17 protein-coding genes are annotated in these 16301 nt (G+C 39.5%); 14 read left to right on the forward strand and 3 right to left on the reverse strand.

Annotation, left to right across the window (positions count from 1 at the left end; translation table 11 throughout):
* Positions 1-66 precede the first annotated feature (66 nt).
* Genes OFO00_RS06670 through OFO00_RS06680 form a run of 3 tightly spaced genes read left to right on the forward strand, consistent with a single transcriptional unit; the run spans position 67 to position 2614 of the window.
* Complete coding sequence (locus tag OFO00_RS06670) at positions 67-864, forward strand: DnaJ domain-containing protein (protein ID WP_270865395.1); 798 nt, start codon at positions 67-69, stop codon at positions 862-864.
* The gene (locus OFO00_RS06675; RefSeq protein WP_270865396.1) at positions 864-2240 is read left to right on the forward strand and encodes an SEL1-like repeat protein; all 1377 of its coding nucleotides are present in this window, start codon (positions 864-866) and stop codon (positions 2238-2240) included. The genes OFO00_RS06670 and OFO00_RS06675 overlap by 1 nt, the downstream gene beginning before the upstream one ends.
* Entirely contained in the window at positions 2237-2614 is a 378-nt protein-coding gene (locus OFO00_RS06680; RefSeq protein ID WP_270865397.1) for a hypothetical protein, read from the forward strand. The genes OFO00_RS06675 and OFO00_RS06680 overlap by 4 nt, the downstream gene beginning before the upstream one ends.
* 97 nt (positions 2615-2711) lie before the next feature.
* Here OFO00_RS06680 and OFO00_RS06685 read toward each other — a convergent pair whose 3' ends face one another.
* The gene (locus tag OFO00_RS06685; RefSeq protein ID WP_270865398.1) at positions 2712-5450 is read right to left on the reverse strand and encodes a M16 family metallopeptidase; all 2739 of its coding nucleotides are present in this window, start codon (positions 5448-5450) and stop codon (positions 2712-2714) included.
* 194 nt (positions 5451-5644) lie between these two features.
* Positions 5645-6241, reverse strand: coding sequence for a peroxiredoxin (locus tag OFO00_RS06690; RefSeq protein ID WP_270862741.1), 597 nt, complete (start codon positions 6239-6241; stop codon positions 5645-5647).
* Positions 6242-6416: 175 nt separating this feature from the next.
* Between OFO00_RS06690 and OFO00_RS06695 the strand changes: the two genes are divergently transcribed.
* The 7 genes from OFO00_RS06695 (at position 6417) to OFO00_RS06725 (ending at position 11160) form a co-directional block, all read left to right on the forward strand.
* The gene (locus OFO00_RS06695; protein ID WP_270859733.1) at positions 6417-6701 is read left to right on the forward strand and encodes a DUF362 domain-containing protein; all 285 of its coding nucleotides are present in this window, start codon (positions 6417-6419) and stop codon (positions 6699-6701) included.
* 106 nt (positions 6702-6807) lie between these two features.
* Positions 6808-7221: a nucleoside-diphosphate kinase gene (ndk, locus tag OFO00_RS06700; protein ID WP_270859732.1), complete on the forward strand. Its 414-nt coding sequence runs from the start codon at positions 6808-6810 to the stop codon at positions 7219-7221.
* Positions 7222-7230: 9 nt separating this feature from the next.
* Positions 7231-7581 carry a hypothetical protein gene (locus tag OFO00_RS06705; RefSeq protein ID WP_270865399.1) on the forward strand — a complete coding sequence of 117 codons (351 nt, stop codon included), beginning with the start codon at positions 7231-7233 and terminating at the stop codon, positions 7579-7581.
* Positions 7582-7600: 19 nt separating this feature from the next.
* A complete protein-coding gene (gene rpmF / locus OFO00_RS06710; protein ID WP_270859730.1) occupies positions 7601-7747 on the forward strand; it encodes a 50S ribosomal protein L32 in 147 nt (48 codons plus the stop codon).
* Positions 7748-7751: 4 nt separating this feature from the next.
* Complete coding sequence (gene plsX, locus OFO00_RS06715) at positions 7752-8744, forward strand: phosphate acyltransferase PlsX (RefSeq protein WP_270865400.1); 993 nt, start codon at positions 7752-7754, stop codon at positions 8742-8744.
* A 2-nt stretch (positions 8745-8746) separates the two neighbouring features.
* A complete protein-coding gene (locus tag OFO00_RS06720) occupies positions 8747-9733 on the forward strand; it encodes a beta-ketoacyl-ACP synthase III (protein ID WP_270865401.1) in 987 nt (328 codons plus the stop codon).
* Between the two features lie 83 nt (positions 9734-9816).
* On the forward strand, positions 9817-11160 hold the full coding sequence (locus OFO00_RS06725) for a DUF2130 domain-containing protein (protein WP_270865402.1): 1344 nt from the start codon (positions 9817-9819) through the stop codon (positions 11158-11160).
* 89 nt (positions 11161-11249) lie between these two features.
* On the opposite strand, the gene OFO00_RS06730 is transcribed toward OFO00_RS06725, so the two are convergent.
* Entirely contained in the window at positions 11250-12173 is a 924-nt protein-coding gene (locus tag OFO00_RS06730) for a methylenetetrahydrofolate reductase (RefSeq protein ID WP_270865403.1), read from the reverse strand.
* A gap of 90 nt (positions 12174-12263) precedes the next feature.
* On the opposite strand from OFO00_RS06730, the gene OFO00_RS06735 reads away from it, so the two are divergent.
* The 4 genes from OFO00_RS06735 (at position 12264) to hsrA (ending at position 16270) form a co-directional block, all read left to right on the forward strand.
* Positions 12264-14555, forward strand: coding sequence for a helicase HerA domain-containing protein (locus OFO00_RS06735; protein WP_270865404.1), 2292 nt, complete (start codon positions 12264-12266; stop codon positions 14553-14555).
* 8 nt (positions 14556-14563) lie between these two features.
* On the forward strand, positions 14564-15208 hold the full coding sequence (plsY, locus tag OFO00_RS06740; RefSeq protein ID WP_270865405.1) for a glycerol-3-phosphate 1-O-acyltransferase PlsY: 645 nt from the start codon (positions 14564-14566) through the stop codon (positions 15206-15208).
* Positions 15205-15522: a dihydroneopterin aldolase gene (locus tag OFO00_RS06745; RefSeq protein ID WP_270865406.1), complete on the forward strand. Its 318-nt coding sequence runs from the start codon at positions 15205-15207 to the stop codon at positions 15520-15522. The genes plsY and OFO00_RS06745 overlap by 4 nt, the downstream gene beginning before the upstream one ends.
* A 76-nt stretch (positions 15523-15598) precedes the next feature.
* Positions 15599-16270, forward strand: a complete 672-nt coding sequence (hsrA, locus tag OFO00_RS06750; RefSeq protein ID WP_270859722.1) for a homeostatic response regulator transcription factor HsrA — start codon at positions 15599-15601, stop codon at positions 16268-16270.
* Positions 16271-16301: the final 31 nt, after the last annotated feature.

Below are 16301 nucleotides of genomic sequence, written 5' to 3' on the forward strand. Positions count from 1 at the left end.
ATAAGTATAAATTCTTTATAATCCTTTATCAATTATCTATAAATAATTTTCCCATAGGGCATAATTTTGAATAAGTTTGTATTGAAAAATTACGATATTTGCGAAAAATGTGGTGCTCATCAGCAAATAGATGAAATGAGCAAATTTTGCATTTACTGCGGAAGCGAGCTAAATCATCCATATAGGCAACGGCTAAATTTTATCTACGATAAAAAACCGAGTATTTTGGTTGCTCTGTTAGCCAAAATTGCCAAAATCGATAATAAGCCCATAGACAGGGAGTTGGCTAAATTTATTTCCATGCTTATAGATAAAATCGACATTTTTTATGATATAGCAGATAGTGAGTTTAGACGAATTTATGCAGATATTTTCGAGTATGAGAAAAATAGCGGTAGAAGCATAGCTGAACTTTGTAACCAACTAACGCTATCAAATGAAAAAGAGGGCGAATTTATTCTCATGCTGTTTTTTGATTTGATATATTTTGATGGCGTGATGACAAGCAAAGAAGAATTTTTAATGGAGCAAATTGCCGTAGCTCTTGGCATAGGTGTGTTAAATTTCAGAGGATTAAGAGATATGTTTGAAGCCAAACAGAGCCATAAGCGACATAGCGACTATGACGAAAGTGAAAATTCGTCAAATCAAATGGATTTAAACGAAGCTTATAAAACGCTAGGAGCTAGCCCAAATGATGATACTGACACCATAAAGAAAAAATACAGAGCTTTGGTGCGAAAATGGCACACAGATAATTTTGAAAGCAAAGATTTGCCACCAGAAATGCAAAAAATGGCAATGGAGCAAATGCAAAAGATAAATTTAGCCTATGAAATTATCAAAAAATACAGAGGGTTTTAATGAAAATTTGCAATCGTTGTAAAATAGAAAATATAGATGCGGCTAGATTTTGTAAGCATTGTGGAAGCGATGATTTATATAATCCCGACTTTGAAATAAAAGAAGTCAAAAGAAAAGCAGAAGTAAAGAAAAATATGCGATATTTTTTTATATGCTGGTTGTTAATAGGGATTGTAATTTTTGGCAATTTGGCTTATCAATTTTATTTGCCATTACAATATGAAAAGCAGTGTAAAAACGGTGATATGGCAAAGTGTGAATTATTACTGGAAAACAAGCCTAATTCTTGGAAAAATTTAAGCTCTGCACAAAGAGAAAATAAAATCAATAACATAAAAGAAAAACTGTGCGAAAATGGCAAAAACGAGTATTGCTACGATGTGGCATTAAATTTTATTAATAATTATGATTATGATAAGGCTGAAATTTACGCAAAAAAAGTTTGTAATTATGATAGTAATGATTGTGAAAATTTAGCTAAGAGTTTTTTGGATAATAGGAAAATAAATATTGCAAATTCTTTATATGAAATAAATTGTAAAACTGGATACGATAGTTCTTGCATGTATCTTTATGAGTATTTTTTAGATATAAATGATTTAGAAAATCTTGAAATTTATGGTAAGAAATTATGTAATTTGGATTTAGCAAAATGTAATGATATTGCTAGAAATTATAAAAAAATGGGCGTATATAAATTATCTATCGATATTTATATTATGGCATGCAATAAAAATGACTATAAAGCTTGCAATTATCTTATTGATTTTTATGACAATAAGGAGGATTACTATAATGGAAAAAGATTGGCTGAAAAAAGTTGTAATGGAGGGAATATTATTGGATGCAAATATTTAGCCGATTATTATGTTGGTGGTTATGGCGTTCAAAAAGATTTATCCAAAGCAGTGCAATTATATACAAAAGCATGTGAGAAAAATGAATACAGTGCTTGTTTAGCCCTTTCGGAAATTTTTTATAATCAAGGTGATTATAATATGGCTAAAATTTTAGATGAGAAGGCTTGTGTTGGCGGAGATACTATTGGTTGTAGCAATATCGCGTGGTTGTATTTAAATGGTTATGGCGTTCAAAAAGATTTATCCAAAGCGATACAGATATATAAAAATGAGTGTTATGGACATTTTAATAAAGACGCTTGCGAGACACTAAAATTTTATATTAATGGAATTAGCGAATTTGACATATATTATCAAGGTTGCGAAAAAAATAATGTTGACGCTTGTTATAATTTAGCGATAGAGTATAAGGCTAGTGCTGAATATAAAGAAGCTGAATTTTATTATAAAAAAGCATGTAATTTAAATCCAGATATGGATATATGTGAGAGTATATTTGCAGAGGGATTAAAATGAAAAAATTTATAGCATTTATACTAGCTTTTATTTGTGGATTTGCTGTTTGGTTTATTCCGGGCGGTTTAGTTTTAGCGGTAATTAAGCCTGTTGCAAATAGTGGCGGAGCTATCATTTATGTAATATTTATGTTTGGAGTAACATATTCTTTAATATGGTGTATAAAATCTTTTTATAAGTTTTTTCTTAAAAAAATAGAAAATAGTTTTACGCAGAATTTCGCTTACGAAAATACAGATTTTTCAGATTTTCGAAAACACAAATCAAATTTACACAACGAAGAATACAAAACAAAACCAAGCCAAAATTCACAAAACCATATCGATAATATTTTACAAAGACAGAGAGATAGTAAATTCCAAAGCGATATTTAATCGCTTTTGATTATTTGGAAGTGGTAAATTTAGCCAATTTCGACACTGCGCAAGTTGCCGAATTTATGGCGCGCGCAGTATCGTTAAAAGGCTAAATTTACTTACTTTTCGGATTTAAAATCGCGATAAACGGCTCTTTTGCGATTAAATTTGCTCCAAATTTCACATCATCGTTGCTAAGGGCGTTTATGCGCCTAGCATAAATTTCATCATCGTAAAACGGATAGCCGAAAAGCTCGTGCGAAGCGATGTTGCTTAGCCAAAAATCGTTGTTTTCGCTGGCTCTTTTCATGGATAAAATTTGCGCTTTTTTGAAATTTTCTAGCTGATCTGCGCTAGTACCGTTGTGCGCGATATCAGCGACGATTTCTTTGATTCCCTCAATCACCGCTTCCTTGTCCTTTTCGTTGCACGAAAACGAGATATTTAGCCCAGATTTTATCTGCGGAAACTGCGCGTATGAGGCACTCACGCTGGCTGAGTAGATTAGCCCTTTGGCCTCTCTGATTTTTTCGGTGATTTGCGTTTTTACGGCACTTTCGAAGGCTTTGAGCTTGTATGAGTTTAAAATGTCAAATTCGCTCAAATCGTAGTTTAGATAAATCATTCTAACCTCGCTTTTATCGCTATCGCCGTAGTTTTCTTCGATTTTTACGGCGTTTGCGCTAAGCTTTGTTTGGGCGATTTCGCCCCTGCCAGCTTTGCCTTTTAAATTTCCTGCGTATTTGGCTAAAATTTCGGTGATTTTATCCTCGTCAAAATCGCCACTTATCACAAACAAATACTCGCCACCATTAGCGAAAATTTCATCTGCTAAGCCCCCAAAATGCGCTAAATTCGCGCTTTTTACATCGCTTATTTCAAGCGGAGCTTTAAAGCGCAAATCCCCGCCAAATAGCGAATTTACGATTTGTTTGTTGAAGCGAAAATCTATCGTCTCATCTCTGAGTGCAAGGTTAGATAGTGCGCTACTTTGGTATTTTTCTAGCGAATTTGCGTGGATTTTTGGCGTGCTCATTTTCACAAACAGCTCCCTCATCATCGCCTCGAAATCCTTGCTAGCGCACTCCCCGTTAAACCCGCTAGAAAGCTCGTTTATACCAAAGCGCAAAGAGTAGTTAAACCCGCTAGTAAGCCTCCTGGCCTCGTATTCGTTAAACTCGCCAATAGTGCCTGAATTTAGCAATGCGCTTAAAATTTCAGCCTCAGCCTTGCTCGCAAAATTCGAAATTCCGCCTAGTTTTTTCACGCTGATTTGTATGCTATTTTTTTTGCCCAAATTTCGCTTTAAAACCGCCTTGACGCCGTTATCGAAATTTAGCGTGGTTATGTTTTTGTCGCTGTCAAAATTTTGGCTAAATTTGGCTGGTGAAGGCTCGTTTTCTAAAAGTTTTTTCTCGCCCAGGTCGTTTTTGCTAAAATTAAATGGGGTTGCGTTTTGATAAATTTTATCTATTTCCTCCGCGCTTAAATTTAGATCTTTTGTCGAAATTATCTCCGTAAAGTGCGCCCCGCTTGTGATTTGCTTGAAGTATTCATTGACATCGCCAAGCGAAATTTCGCCCAAAATCGCAAGGCTTAAATCGTGTTTGTCCTGCTTTCCAAGCTTGGTGTTGCCGTTTATTACAAAATCCAAAATTTCATAAATTTGCTTGTTTTGCGTGTCGTTTTTGATGAGATTGGTTTGGACGGAGTTGATAAATTCTGCCTTTGCACTCTCAAAATCCCCAGCCGAAAATCCATGCTCCCTAGCGCCCTTAATCGCGCTAAATAGGCTAGTCAGCGTGGCATTTGCGTCGAAATCAAAAATGTTTGCGCCAAACGAGTAAAGTCTGCGCTCACCGAATAAATCATCGCTATCAAATCCCGCTTTTAGGGGGATTTTCGCGCCTACATTTAGGGCATCGTAGCTAAGGCTAAGAAGCTTTGCGATGTAGGTATCAAGCCATGCTTTTTTCATTTCGCCTACGCTATTTAGGGGGCTGTGCTCGCCGGCAAACACGATATTTACGGCATTTGTGCCAATCTGTGGCTCTACGATGTTTGCATAACCTGCGCCGAATTTTTGCAGGCTCGTATCGCGCGCGATTTTTTTAGAGCGAGGTTTTAAATCGCTAAATTTGGCTTTGATTAAATTTTCGATTTGCGTCGAATTTACATCGCCCACGACGATGACGCTCATTAAATTTGGCGCATAATTTCTATCATAAAACGCCCGCAAACTCGCACTCGTCGCACCCGCTATGGCTTCGTTTTTGCCTATTGGGAAGCGCCTTTGAAAGATCGAGTTTGGATACAAAGACTTGGCTCTTTGCTCGTAAAATCTGGTTTTATAATCCTTTTTTGCTTCTTCTAAAATCACGCCTTTTTCTTTTTCGACCTCGGCTGGATCAAATTTCACGCCCTTAGCGTAGTCTCTAAATACCGCGAAAATGTCGTTTAAATTTTCATCGCTCACGCTTGCTTGGATATTGTAGGTCGTGTTTTGAAAGCTAGTTTGGGCGTTTAAATCTGCGCCAAATTTCACGCCTAGGCTTTCTAATTTTTTGACTAGTTCGTTTTTGTCGAAATTTTCGCTGCCGTTGAACGCCATGTGCTCGACAAAGTGCGCAAATCCCTGCTCATCGTCGTTTTCGTCGATACTGCCAGCATTTACATTTAGGTAAAAATATGCGCTGTTTTTGGGGACGGGGTTTTGCTGTATGAAGTATTTTAGGCCGTTTTCCAGGGTGCCTGTGGTTACATTGGAGTCAAATTTCAGTGCTAAATTTGGATCAAGTGATACGGCGAAATTTAGGCTAAATGCCGCGCAAAGTGCGAAAAATATTTTTTTCATAAATTATCCTTTTTAAAAAAGCGAGATTTTAACTGAAAATAGTAAATTTTAAATGAAAAAAGAGAGCTTTTAAAGGCTCTCTTAAAATTTCAATTTTATGGGGATACATAAAGGTGGAGCCTTAGGGGGAAGGCCCCATACGCACGCGTTTGCGTGATAAATTTGGCGCAGGGGGCTGCGCCAAATTTGGAGTTTTATAGTTTGTCTGAGTTTTTGCCTAAATACTCGGCTACGCCTTGTGGGTTAGCCTTCATACCAGCGTCGCCTTTGTTCCAGCCAGCTGGGCAAACCTCGCCGTGCTCGTTAGTAAATAGCATAGTATCTACCATACGAATCATCTCGTCGATATTTCTGCCAAGTGGAAGGTCGTTGATGACAGCGTGGCGGATTGTCCCGTCGCTATCTAGCAAAAATGAGCCTCTTAGCGCAACTGCGTTGCCAAAAAGCACATCGAAGCTTCTAGCGATATCTTTTGTGATATCTGAAACTAGTGGGAATTGGACTTTGCCGATACCGCCTTCATTTACTGGTGTGTTTTTCCATGCAAGATGAACAAACTCGCTATCGCAAGATACGCCGATAACCTCTACGCCTCTATCTTTAAATTCTTTATAGCGTTTGTCAAATGCGATAATCTCGCTAGGGCAAACAAATGTGAAATCTTTTGGATAAAAGAACACAACTGCGCCTTTTGGGCCGATGTTTTTGTAAAGATTGAAATCCTCTACAATGCTGTTGTCGCCAAGAACGGCTTGTGCTGTGAAATCTACTGCTTTTGTAGTTACTAACATGATATTTTCTCCTTAATAATAAAATTTATCATTTGTGAATTATACACATTTTATCTTATAAAAAATTTAAACCAAATTTACACGCAATATAAAATTCAAATCTAATCTAAATTTTTAATGACTTTTTAAAAAATGTGTGTTATTATTTAGGGTATTTTTTGATAAAGGAGAAAATATGGCAGTAAAAATTACTGATATTTGTATAGCATGCGGTTCTTGTATCGATGAGTGCCCAGTTAGCGCGATTGTTGATGATAGCGATAACCCAACAGGGGCAGACACATACTATGTATATGCTGATAAATGCGTAGAGTGTGTAGGACACAATGACGAACCAGCCTGTGCAAACGCCTGTCCAACTGACGGCTGTATCGTTTGGAGCGAAGTTGTCGCTGGACAACCAAGCAAAGCTGAAATCGGCGCAGAATTGCGCGGTGGCGATACTCCGGTAGTCGCATAAATACAAATTCAAAATTTTCATGGCTTAAATGCCATGAAAATTTAATTCTTAAATAAATTTTAACCTATTTTAGATATAATCACCCTTTTACAATAAAGGAGTTCGTATGCAACAAACACTATCAATAATTAAGCCAGATGCCGTAAAAAAGGGCGTTATAGGCAAAATCATAGATAGATTTGAAAGCAACGGTTTGCGTATAGCAGCAGCAAAAAAATTGCAATTAAGCGTAGATGACGCAAAAGCGTTTTACGCAGTTCATAAAGATCGCCCATTTTTTGGCGAATTAGTTGATTTTATGGTTAGTGGCCCAGTTGTGGTTATGGTTTTAGAGGGCGAAAACGCAGTAGCTAAAAACCGCGAATTAATGGGTGCAACAAATCCAAAAGAGGCAAAGCCAGGCACAATTCGCGCTGATTTCGCCGAAAGTATCGATGCAAACGCAGTCCATGGTAGCGATAGCCTAGAAAACGCAGCTATTGAGATTGCATTTTTCTTTGCTAAAAAAGAGATTTGCTAAGGTAAAATTTTGAAAATTAGCTTTGTAAAAATCACAAAAGAGCCGATTAAATTTGATACCCAAAGTGGCGGTGTTAAATTTAGCGGCGAGTTGCACAAATCAGGAGAAAGCCTGTATAAATGCAACGCCCAAATTTGCGGAGCGATACCATATATTTGTGATCGTTGCGGAAGCGAATTTGAGTTAAGTTTAGACGAAAATGTCGATTTGATGCTAAGCGACGGGATTTATAAAGGCTCTGATAGCTTAGATGTAATCGAGTTTTTCGAGGGCAGTATCGACATAGATGAAATTTTACAAAGCGAAGTAGAAGCGATAAAAAGCGACTACTTTTATTGCGACAAATGTAAAGAATTATAAATTTTATAAAGGAGAAAAAATGGCAGTTCCTAAACGAAGAGTGAGTAAAACTCGCGCAGCAAAAAGAAGAACTCATTACACTGTAACTCTACCTGTGCCAGTCAAAGACAAAGACGGTAGCTGGAAGATTCCTCACAGAGTAAATAAAAATACAGGAGAATACTAATCCCATGACGTCGATTGCTATCGACGCAATGGGCGGTGACTTCGGTTGCGAGCCTATTGTATGCGGAGTTATTGAAGCACTAAGAGAGCAAAAATTCAAAGCTTTCTTAGTAGGCGACGAGGCAAAAATCGCCCCTTTTATCCCGGCAGAATTTCAAAAATACATTGAGTATGTCCAAACTGACGAAGTTTTCGAGATGAAAGAGGGTGCGACAGATGTTTTAAAACGCAAAAATTCCACCATTTATCAAGCAGTAGATTTGGTCAGAAATGGCACCTGTAAGGCCGTGGTTTCAGCTGGTCATAGCGGGGCTACGCACAGCCTAGCTACGCTTAGAATCGGTAGAATTCCAGGCATTTCGCGCCCAGCCATTGCTACGCTTTTTCCGACTAGTCAGGGCGGTAAAACGCTGGTTTTAGATGTCGGGGCAAATGTGGATTGCAAACCTGAAAATTTATTCGAATTTGCCGTTATGGGCGAGGCTTACGCAAAAGAGATTATGGGGATTAAAATCCCTAGAATCGGGCTTTTGTCAAATGGCGAAGAGGATAGCAAAGGTAACGAGGTCAATAAAGAAATTTTCCCAAAACTCAAAAAAATGCAAAATTTCGTCGGTAACGCCGAGGGAAATCAGATTTTCGACGGCTCGGTAGATGTCGTCATCACTGACGGATTTATCGGAAATATCGTCCTTAAAACCAGCGAGGGCATAGCCAGCGCTATGAATAAGCTTATCAAAAAAGAGGCGAAAAAATCGCCGATTGCGATAGCTGGTTCGATTTTGATGAGGCGAGTATTTAAGATAATCAAAAAATCGACCGATTACGATGAAACTGGTGGCGCGCCACTTTTGGGCGTGAAAGAGTGCGTAATCATAAGCCACGGCAAAAGCACGCCAAAAGCGATAAAAAACGCAATTTTTCAAGCGCTTAAATTTTCGGATTCAAACATAAACTCAGTTATCCAAACCCAACTTAGCAACTACAACCAAGGATAAAGATGAAGGCTTCGGTGGTATCCATAGGCGCTTACGCTCCAAAGAGAGTTCTAACAAACCACGATTTGGAGGGTATGGTCGATACCAGTGATGAGTGGATTACCCAAAGAACGGGCATTAAAGAACGCCATATCGCAGATACGCACGAAACTACCAGCGATATGGGCGCAAGGGCCGCTGCTTTGGCACTTCAAAGAAGCGGGCTAAGAGCAGAGCAAATCGACGCCGTGCTTTGCGCCACAATCACGCCTGATTATTTTTGTATGCCATCAACTGCGGCTTTGATTGCAGATAAGCTAGGGTGTAAATTTGGCGTTATGGCGTTTGATATAAGTGCGGCGTGTAGTGGATTTGTATATTTACTAGACCTAGCAAAATCGCTTATCGAAAGCGGAGCAAAAAAACATATACTAATCGTCGGAAGCGAAAAATTAAGCGCGATTACGGATTATAGCGATAGAAGCACTTGCGTGCTTTTTGGCGACGGCGCTGGCGCAGCAGTAGTGAGCGAGGGCGATGGTGAGGGCATAATCTACACAAACAGCGCTAGCGACGGCGCAAAGGCTGATTATTTGATCACGCCAGCACCTGGGAGCGCAAATCCTATCTCGCAACAAATTTTAGACGATAAGCTCGGATTTATCAAAATGCGAGGTCAAGATGTCTATAAAATCGCAGTTCCAACGCTGATAAAATCGGTCGAAGAGGCCTTAGAAAAAAACAGTTTAAAAGCTAGCGATATTGATCTGTTCGTCCCGCACCAGGCGAATTTGCGCATAATCGAGGCAGTGCGCGAAAAGATAGGCTTTACGGAAAATCAATGTGTCGTAACCGTGCAAAAATACGGCAACACAAGCTCAGCTTCAATCCCAATGGCGCTAAACGAAGCTTATGAGGCTGGCAGGCTAAAAAATGGCTCGTTAGTCTTGCTAGATGCCTTTGGCGGGGGATTTACTTGGGGTTCTGTGCTATTTAAATTTAACGCTTAAATTTCAAAATTTATCAAATTTAGACATTAATTGTCGAATTCTTATTGTAAAATTCACTAAAATTTTAAAGTAAAGGAAAAATCATGTCTGAGATCAAATGTCCAAACTGCGGCGAAATTTTCGCAATTGATGAGAGTGAATACCAAAAAATCGTAAGCCAAATCAGAAATAGCGAATTTGAGAAAATTTTAAACGAGAGATTGCAAAACGAAAACGCAAAATTCCAAAGCGAATTAGAGCTTGTAAAATCCCAAGAAATCGCTAGGGCAAAAGAATATATCGCAAATTTAAAAGCACAAAAAGATAGCGAAATTTCACAACTTAAAGAAAATTTAGCCAAATTTGAAGCCGAACTAAAAGGCAAAGATGAGAATTTAACGCAAAAATTTGAGATTGAAAAAAGCAAAATTTCCCTTGAAAATGAGGCTAAAATCGCCGAGCTAAACCAGAAAATCACCGAGTTAAACGCCAAAATCAGCGCAAGTGAAAATGAGAAAAATTTGGCTGTGAGAAACGCTATTTCGAGCAAAGATAGCGAAATTTCCGAGCTTAAAATCACACTGAGCGAAAAAGAAAAAAATTTCGTCGAAAAAGAGCAAATTTTGCGTGAAAATTTCGAAAAAACAATCAGCGACAAAGACGCGATGATAGATTATTACAAAGATTTAAAGGCGAAATTATCGACAAAAATGGTTGGCGAGAGCTTGGAGACCCATTGTAGCACAGAGTTTGAGAAGCTCCGCACCACCGCATTTGCAAACGCTTATTTTGAAAAAGACAACGAGGTCAAAGAGGGCGGCAAAGGCGATTTTATATTTCGCGATTTCAAAGACGGCGTAGAGTATATTTCGATAATGTTTGAGATGAAAAACGAGGCCGATACGACCGCGTCAAAGCACAAAAACGAGGAATTTTTTGCCAAATTAGACAAGGACAGAAAGGCGAAAAACTGCGAATACGCGGTGCTTGTCTCGCTACTTGAAAGCGATAGTGAGCTTTATAACACAGGCATTGTCGATGTTTCTCATAAATATGAAAAAATGTATGTGATCCGCCCGCAGTTTTTCTTGCCGATAATCTCGCTGCTACGCAACGCTGCGCTAAATTCGCTCGAAGATAAAAAGCGTCTAGTAGAGTATCAAAACCAAAATTTAGATATCGAAACCTTTAAAAGCAATATTGACGAATTTAAGGATAAATTTGGCAAAAATTACCGCCTAGCAAGCGAGAAATTTCAAAAGGCAATCGATGAAATCGACAAAACTATAAGCCACCTAGAAAAGGTAAAAAATGAGCTTTTATCTTCTGAAAATAACCTGCGCCTAGCTAATGATAAAGCCGAAAAACTAACTATCAAAAAGCTAACCAACAACGCTCCAAGCGTGCAAAAAATGTTTGATGAAGCAGGGCAGAATTCTGGCGAGTAAATTTGGCGAATTTGGCGCAAAATTTAGCAAAATTTGGGTGAAATTTAAACAAAATTTTGCGCCACAAATCTGCTAAATTTTGGCGAAATTTACTTTTCGCCAATTCCTAAATTTTCCCTTTTTACGATTATTTCCTTGATTTTTTTCAAAAGCTCGATCGAGGCCTCGATTTCAGCCTTTTTGGTGCTGACGCTCTCCACATTCGCCCCCACGCTAATGCCCTTTGCAAGCGAGTATTTGTAGATGAAATCAAACAGCTCCACGCACAGGCTCACCGAGCTTTGCAAGATATCGGTGCTGGTTTTTAGACGATTTTCCAAAAAATCTGGCACGCTAATGCCAAGCCACTTCATAAATTCGAGCGTTTTTTCGCTCCCACACGGCGTGAAAGTAAAGATTATAGGCACTTTTTTGCACCCAAGATTTGCATAATCATCTATGAAATTTTTCACACTCTCGGCGTCATAGACGGCTTGGCTTATGAAATACTCGCACCCGCTTATGCTTTTTGACGCGATTTTTAGGTGCTCGGAGCGTGTTTGTTTGTGGCGCTCGGCTATGCAAATTCCGCCTAAATGTAAATCGCTAGCAATCTCTTCTTTTATCTGATACGCCCGTTTTAGCGGGATTTTCATCGCGTCGTATTTCGAGGAGGCACCCACAAATACGCCAAAATTACTCGCTCTTGCATTTAAAATTTCGTTAAATTTGCTCTCATCGTATTTTCCCACAGCGCGGTAGATTATGGCGGGTTTGACCTCGCGCAGGTGTTTGGTATAATACATCGCGGGATCTAGCGTTTCGATGAATTCATAAGTGCGCGCCTCGCTCGTCCTTGCGCTCTCATCTTGCAAATCATAAATGACTATGCCATCGCATGGCATGGAGGTTATGCGCTCTCTCCAAAGCGCGCCAAGTCGCTCGATTTTTTCGGGCTCGAAACTGATTTTTGGCGGAACGATACCGTAGAGTAAAATTCCGCTAGTATTGTTTTTAATTTTTTGTTCCAACATTGATAAATTCCTTAAATTTAGGATATTGTAGCAAATTTAAATTTAAAAATTTAAATGATATAATGCGCCAAATTTTACGAAGGAAAATTTATGAAAACTTTGCAAGAAAATTTGAAGCTTTTTTATTTGGGGCTCGAAAATTCTGAGCCGTATTTGTATAAAAACAAAGATCTCACAACCCACGCGCTAATCATCGGTATGACTGGTAGCGGTAAAACCGGTCTTGGAATCACGCTTTTAGAAGAGGCCGCGATTGATAATATCCCGTCTATCATCATCGATCCTAAGGGTGATTTGACAAATTTAGCTCTTACATTTCCAAATATGAGCGCACAGGATTTTTTGCCTTATATCGACGAAACAGAGGCTGCGAATAAAGGCCTTAGCGTGGAGCAAATGGCGAGCGAGACCGCGCAAATGTGGCGAAATGGCATAGAAAATTCTTACCAAAATTTAGACAGAGTCGAGCTACTTAAAAACAGCGCCGAGTTTAAAATTTACACGCCAAAATCAAGCGCTGGGTTAGGAGTTAGCCTGCTTAGCGACTTTGAAGCACCGAAAAATTTAAACGATGAGGATATGAATAATTATATCTGCGGTATCGCTTCTAGCGTGCTTAGCCTAGCTGGCATTACTAGCGATAATCTAAGCTCGCCAGAATTTTTGCTGATCTCTCAAATTTTTAGTTCAAATTTCAGCGAGGGCAGGGGCGTGAGCGTGGTCGATCTCATCAACCAAATCATCACTCCGCCGTTTGATAAAATCGGCGTTTTTGATGTGAATAACTTCTTCCCTAGCGACAAACGCATGGCGCTAGCTATGAAAATCAACGCCCTAATCGCAAGCCCAAGTTTCAAGCTTTGGTGCGAGGGCGAGAGGCTAGATATCGCAAAAATGTTATTTGACGCAAATGGCAAGGCTAGGGCGAATATCTTTTGTATCGCGCATTTAAACGACGATGAGAGAATGTTTTTCGTAACCTTGCTTTTAAACGAAATGGTTAATTGGATGCGCCAAACGCAAGGCACCAGCGCGCTTAGAGCGATTTTGTATATGGACGAGATTTATGGATTTTTTCCACCAAATGGCAATCCGCCGTCAAAAACCCCTATGCTAACCCTGCTAAAACAAGCGCGCGCTTTTGGGCTAGGCTGCGTTCTTAGCACGCAAAATCCTGTGGATTTGGATTACAAAGGCCTTAGCAATATCGGCACTTGGTTTATCGGTCGCCTCCAAACCGCCCAAGATAAAGAGCGAGTGATCGGCGGACTTAGCGGAATTGGCTCAAATCCTGTGGATAAAAGCGAGCTAATGGAGCAAATCTCAAACCTTAAAAAGCGAAATTTCTTAGTCAAAAATATCAACGAAGATAGCCTAAAAACGATAGAAACTCGCTTTGCACTTAGCTATTTAAAAGGCCCTTTAAGCAATGAACAAATTTCAAATTTAATGAGCGAAAAAAAGGGCGCACCAGGCGCGAATAGCACTGGAAGCAAAGTAAAAAGCGCAAGCAGTGCCAAACCAATCGTATCAAATGAAATTTCGCAAATTTACAGCTACGGCACCTCTCGTGAGCTAAGCCCGTATCTATACGCCACAGCCAAGGTGCGTTATGCTGACAAAGAGGGCGAATACACGAGGGATTACGCGTATTTGCTTGATATCTCGGATGTTAGCGAAATCAACTGGGACGAGGCGAGCGACCGCGCTATCGATAATATACGAAGCGATGAGTTAGAGGATTCGTCGTATTGCGCTCTGCCAAGCTTTATTGCTAGTGCGAAAAATTTCGCCACTTTTATTCGCAATTTCAAAGACTGGGTTTATCGTAATCAAAGGTTAGAATTATACAGCGCGCTTGATATGCACAGCGCGCCAGATGAGAGCAAAGAAGAGTTTTATCAAAGACTGCAAGATAAGGCAAATGAAATTTTAGAGCAAAAAACAGATGAAATTCTAGCTAAATTTGAAAAAGAAAAATCTATGCTTCAAACCCGCATAAACCGCGCCGAAGAGAAGCTAGAAAAAGAAAAAAGCGATGTTACTAGCCAAGGAATTAGTGCAGCTCTTAGCATAGGTGGTGCGATACTAGGCTCGCTTTTTGGCAGATCGCGCACGAGTGCGACTACGATTAGCAAAACCGTAAGTGGTGTGCGAAACGCTCACCGCGTGCTAACCCAGCGCAACGAAGCCAAAAACGCAGAAGCTAGCGTAGATGAGCTATACTCGCAAATGCAGGCTCTGCAAGAGAGATTTGATGAGCAAATCGCGCAGTTAAAAGAGAGCTTAGATCTCAAAAATATCGAGCTTGGCGTAGTCTCGCTGGCTCCGAAAAAGACAGATATTTATGATGAGAAAATTTCGATTTTGTGGAAGAGTTAGGGTAAAAAATGATTAAAGGTATAATTTTAGGACTTTTAGCTGCTTCAAATTTTTGGTGTTATTTGGTAGCATATTTTTTAGGAGCTGTGCCGTTTGGCTTGCTTATCGGTAAATACTTTGGCAAAGTTGATATTAAATCTGCTGGAAGTGGCTCGATAGGGGCCACAAATGTCTTGCGTGTGCTTAAAGAAACAGACCCAAGCAAAGCTAAAATTTTAGCGATTTTGACCGTGGTGTGCGACGCTTTAAAGGGCGTGGTGCCGATTTTGGTGGCGAGGGCTATGGGTTTTGATGAAAATGTGCTTTGGGGCATGGCTGTGTTTGCGGTGGTGGGGCATTGTTTTTCGCCATACCTTGGATTTAGCGGTGGCAAGGGCGTAGCCACGGGCGCTGGTGTGCTAGCATGCTTCGTGCCAATCGAGCTAATCATCGCGCTTGTTGTTTGGTTTATTGTGGGTAAAGTGCTTAAAATTTCGTCCGTAGCCTCGCTATCAGCGGCGCTCGCGCTAATTGTGGCTAGTTACATACTTCACGCAGATATGCCAGCAATCCACACTCACGCGCCGATTTTTATCATAGTTTTTATCGTGTTTTACAAACATATTCCAAATATCGCAAGATTGCTTCGTGGCGAGGAAAAACGGGTAATATGATTCAGGTTTTGATTGAGGATTTGAAATTCGACGCGATTGTTGGAATTTTGGATTTCGAAAGAGAAAAAAAACAAGAAATTTTAGTAAGCGCAAAATTTAGCGCAGATGAATTTATAGACTACGCCAAGGCGTGCGAATTTATAAAATTTAGCTTTGAGAGGGAGAAATTTTTGCTCGTCGAAGACGCGCTAAATTTCTTCGCCAAGAGCTTTAAAACCCAGTATAAAAGCCTGAATTACTTCTATATGAAAATTTACAAAACCCAAATTTTAGCTGACGCAAAAGTCGGCGCGCAAATCGAAATAAATTTTTAAAATTTCTTTAAAAAAACTTGAATTTTGGCTTAAAATATGCTACAATCACGCCAAATTTTATTACGAAGGAAAATCAATGAGAATTTTAATTGTCGAAGATGAAGTTACTCTAAACAAAACTATCGCCGAGGGTTTGGCGGAGTTTGGTTACCAAACAGACAGCTCAGAAAGCTTTAAAGACGCTGAATATTACATAGGCATACGAAATTACGATTTAGTTTTAACCGACTGGATGTTACCAGACGGCAGTGGCGTCGATTTAATCAACATTATAAAACAAAAATTCGCTCGCACAGCAGTCGTCGTGCTATCTGCAAAAGACGATAAAGAAAGCGAGATAAAAGCCCTAAAAGCTGGCGCAGATGATTATATCAAAAAACCATTTGATTTCGATGTTTTGGTTGCCCGCCTTGAAGCTAGACTTAGATTTGGTGGCTCAAATATCATCAAAATCGACGATCTTATCATCGACCCAGATGAGGAGAAAATTACATATCTTGGTCAAGAAATCGAGCTAAAAGGCAAGCCTTTCGAGGTGCTAACTCACCTAGCTCGCCACTCAGACCAAATCGTAAGCAAAGAGCAACTACTTGACGCTATTTGGGAAGAGCCAGAGCTAGTAACCCCAAATGTAATCGAGGTCGCAATTAACCAAATCCGCCAAAAAATGGATAAACCACTAAATATTTCTACAATCGAGACAGTTCGTCGTCGCGGATATAGATTTTGCTTTCCACAAAAAGCCTAAGAACCCGTTTCATAATCCAATTAGCATCTGC

Origin of the sequence: Campylobacter sp. VBCF_04 NA7, assembly GCF_027737405.1 — a bacterium.
Taxonomy (GTDB): Bacteria; Campylobacterota; Campylobacteria; order Campylobacterales; family Campylobacteraceae; genus Campylobacter_B.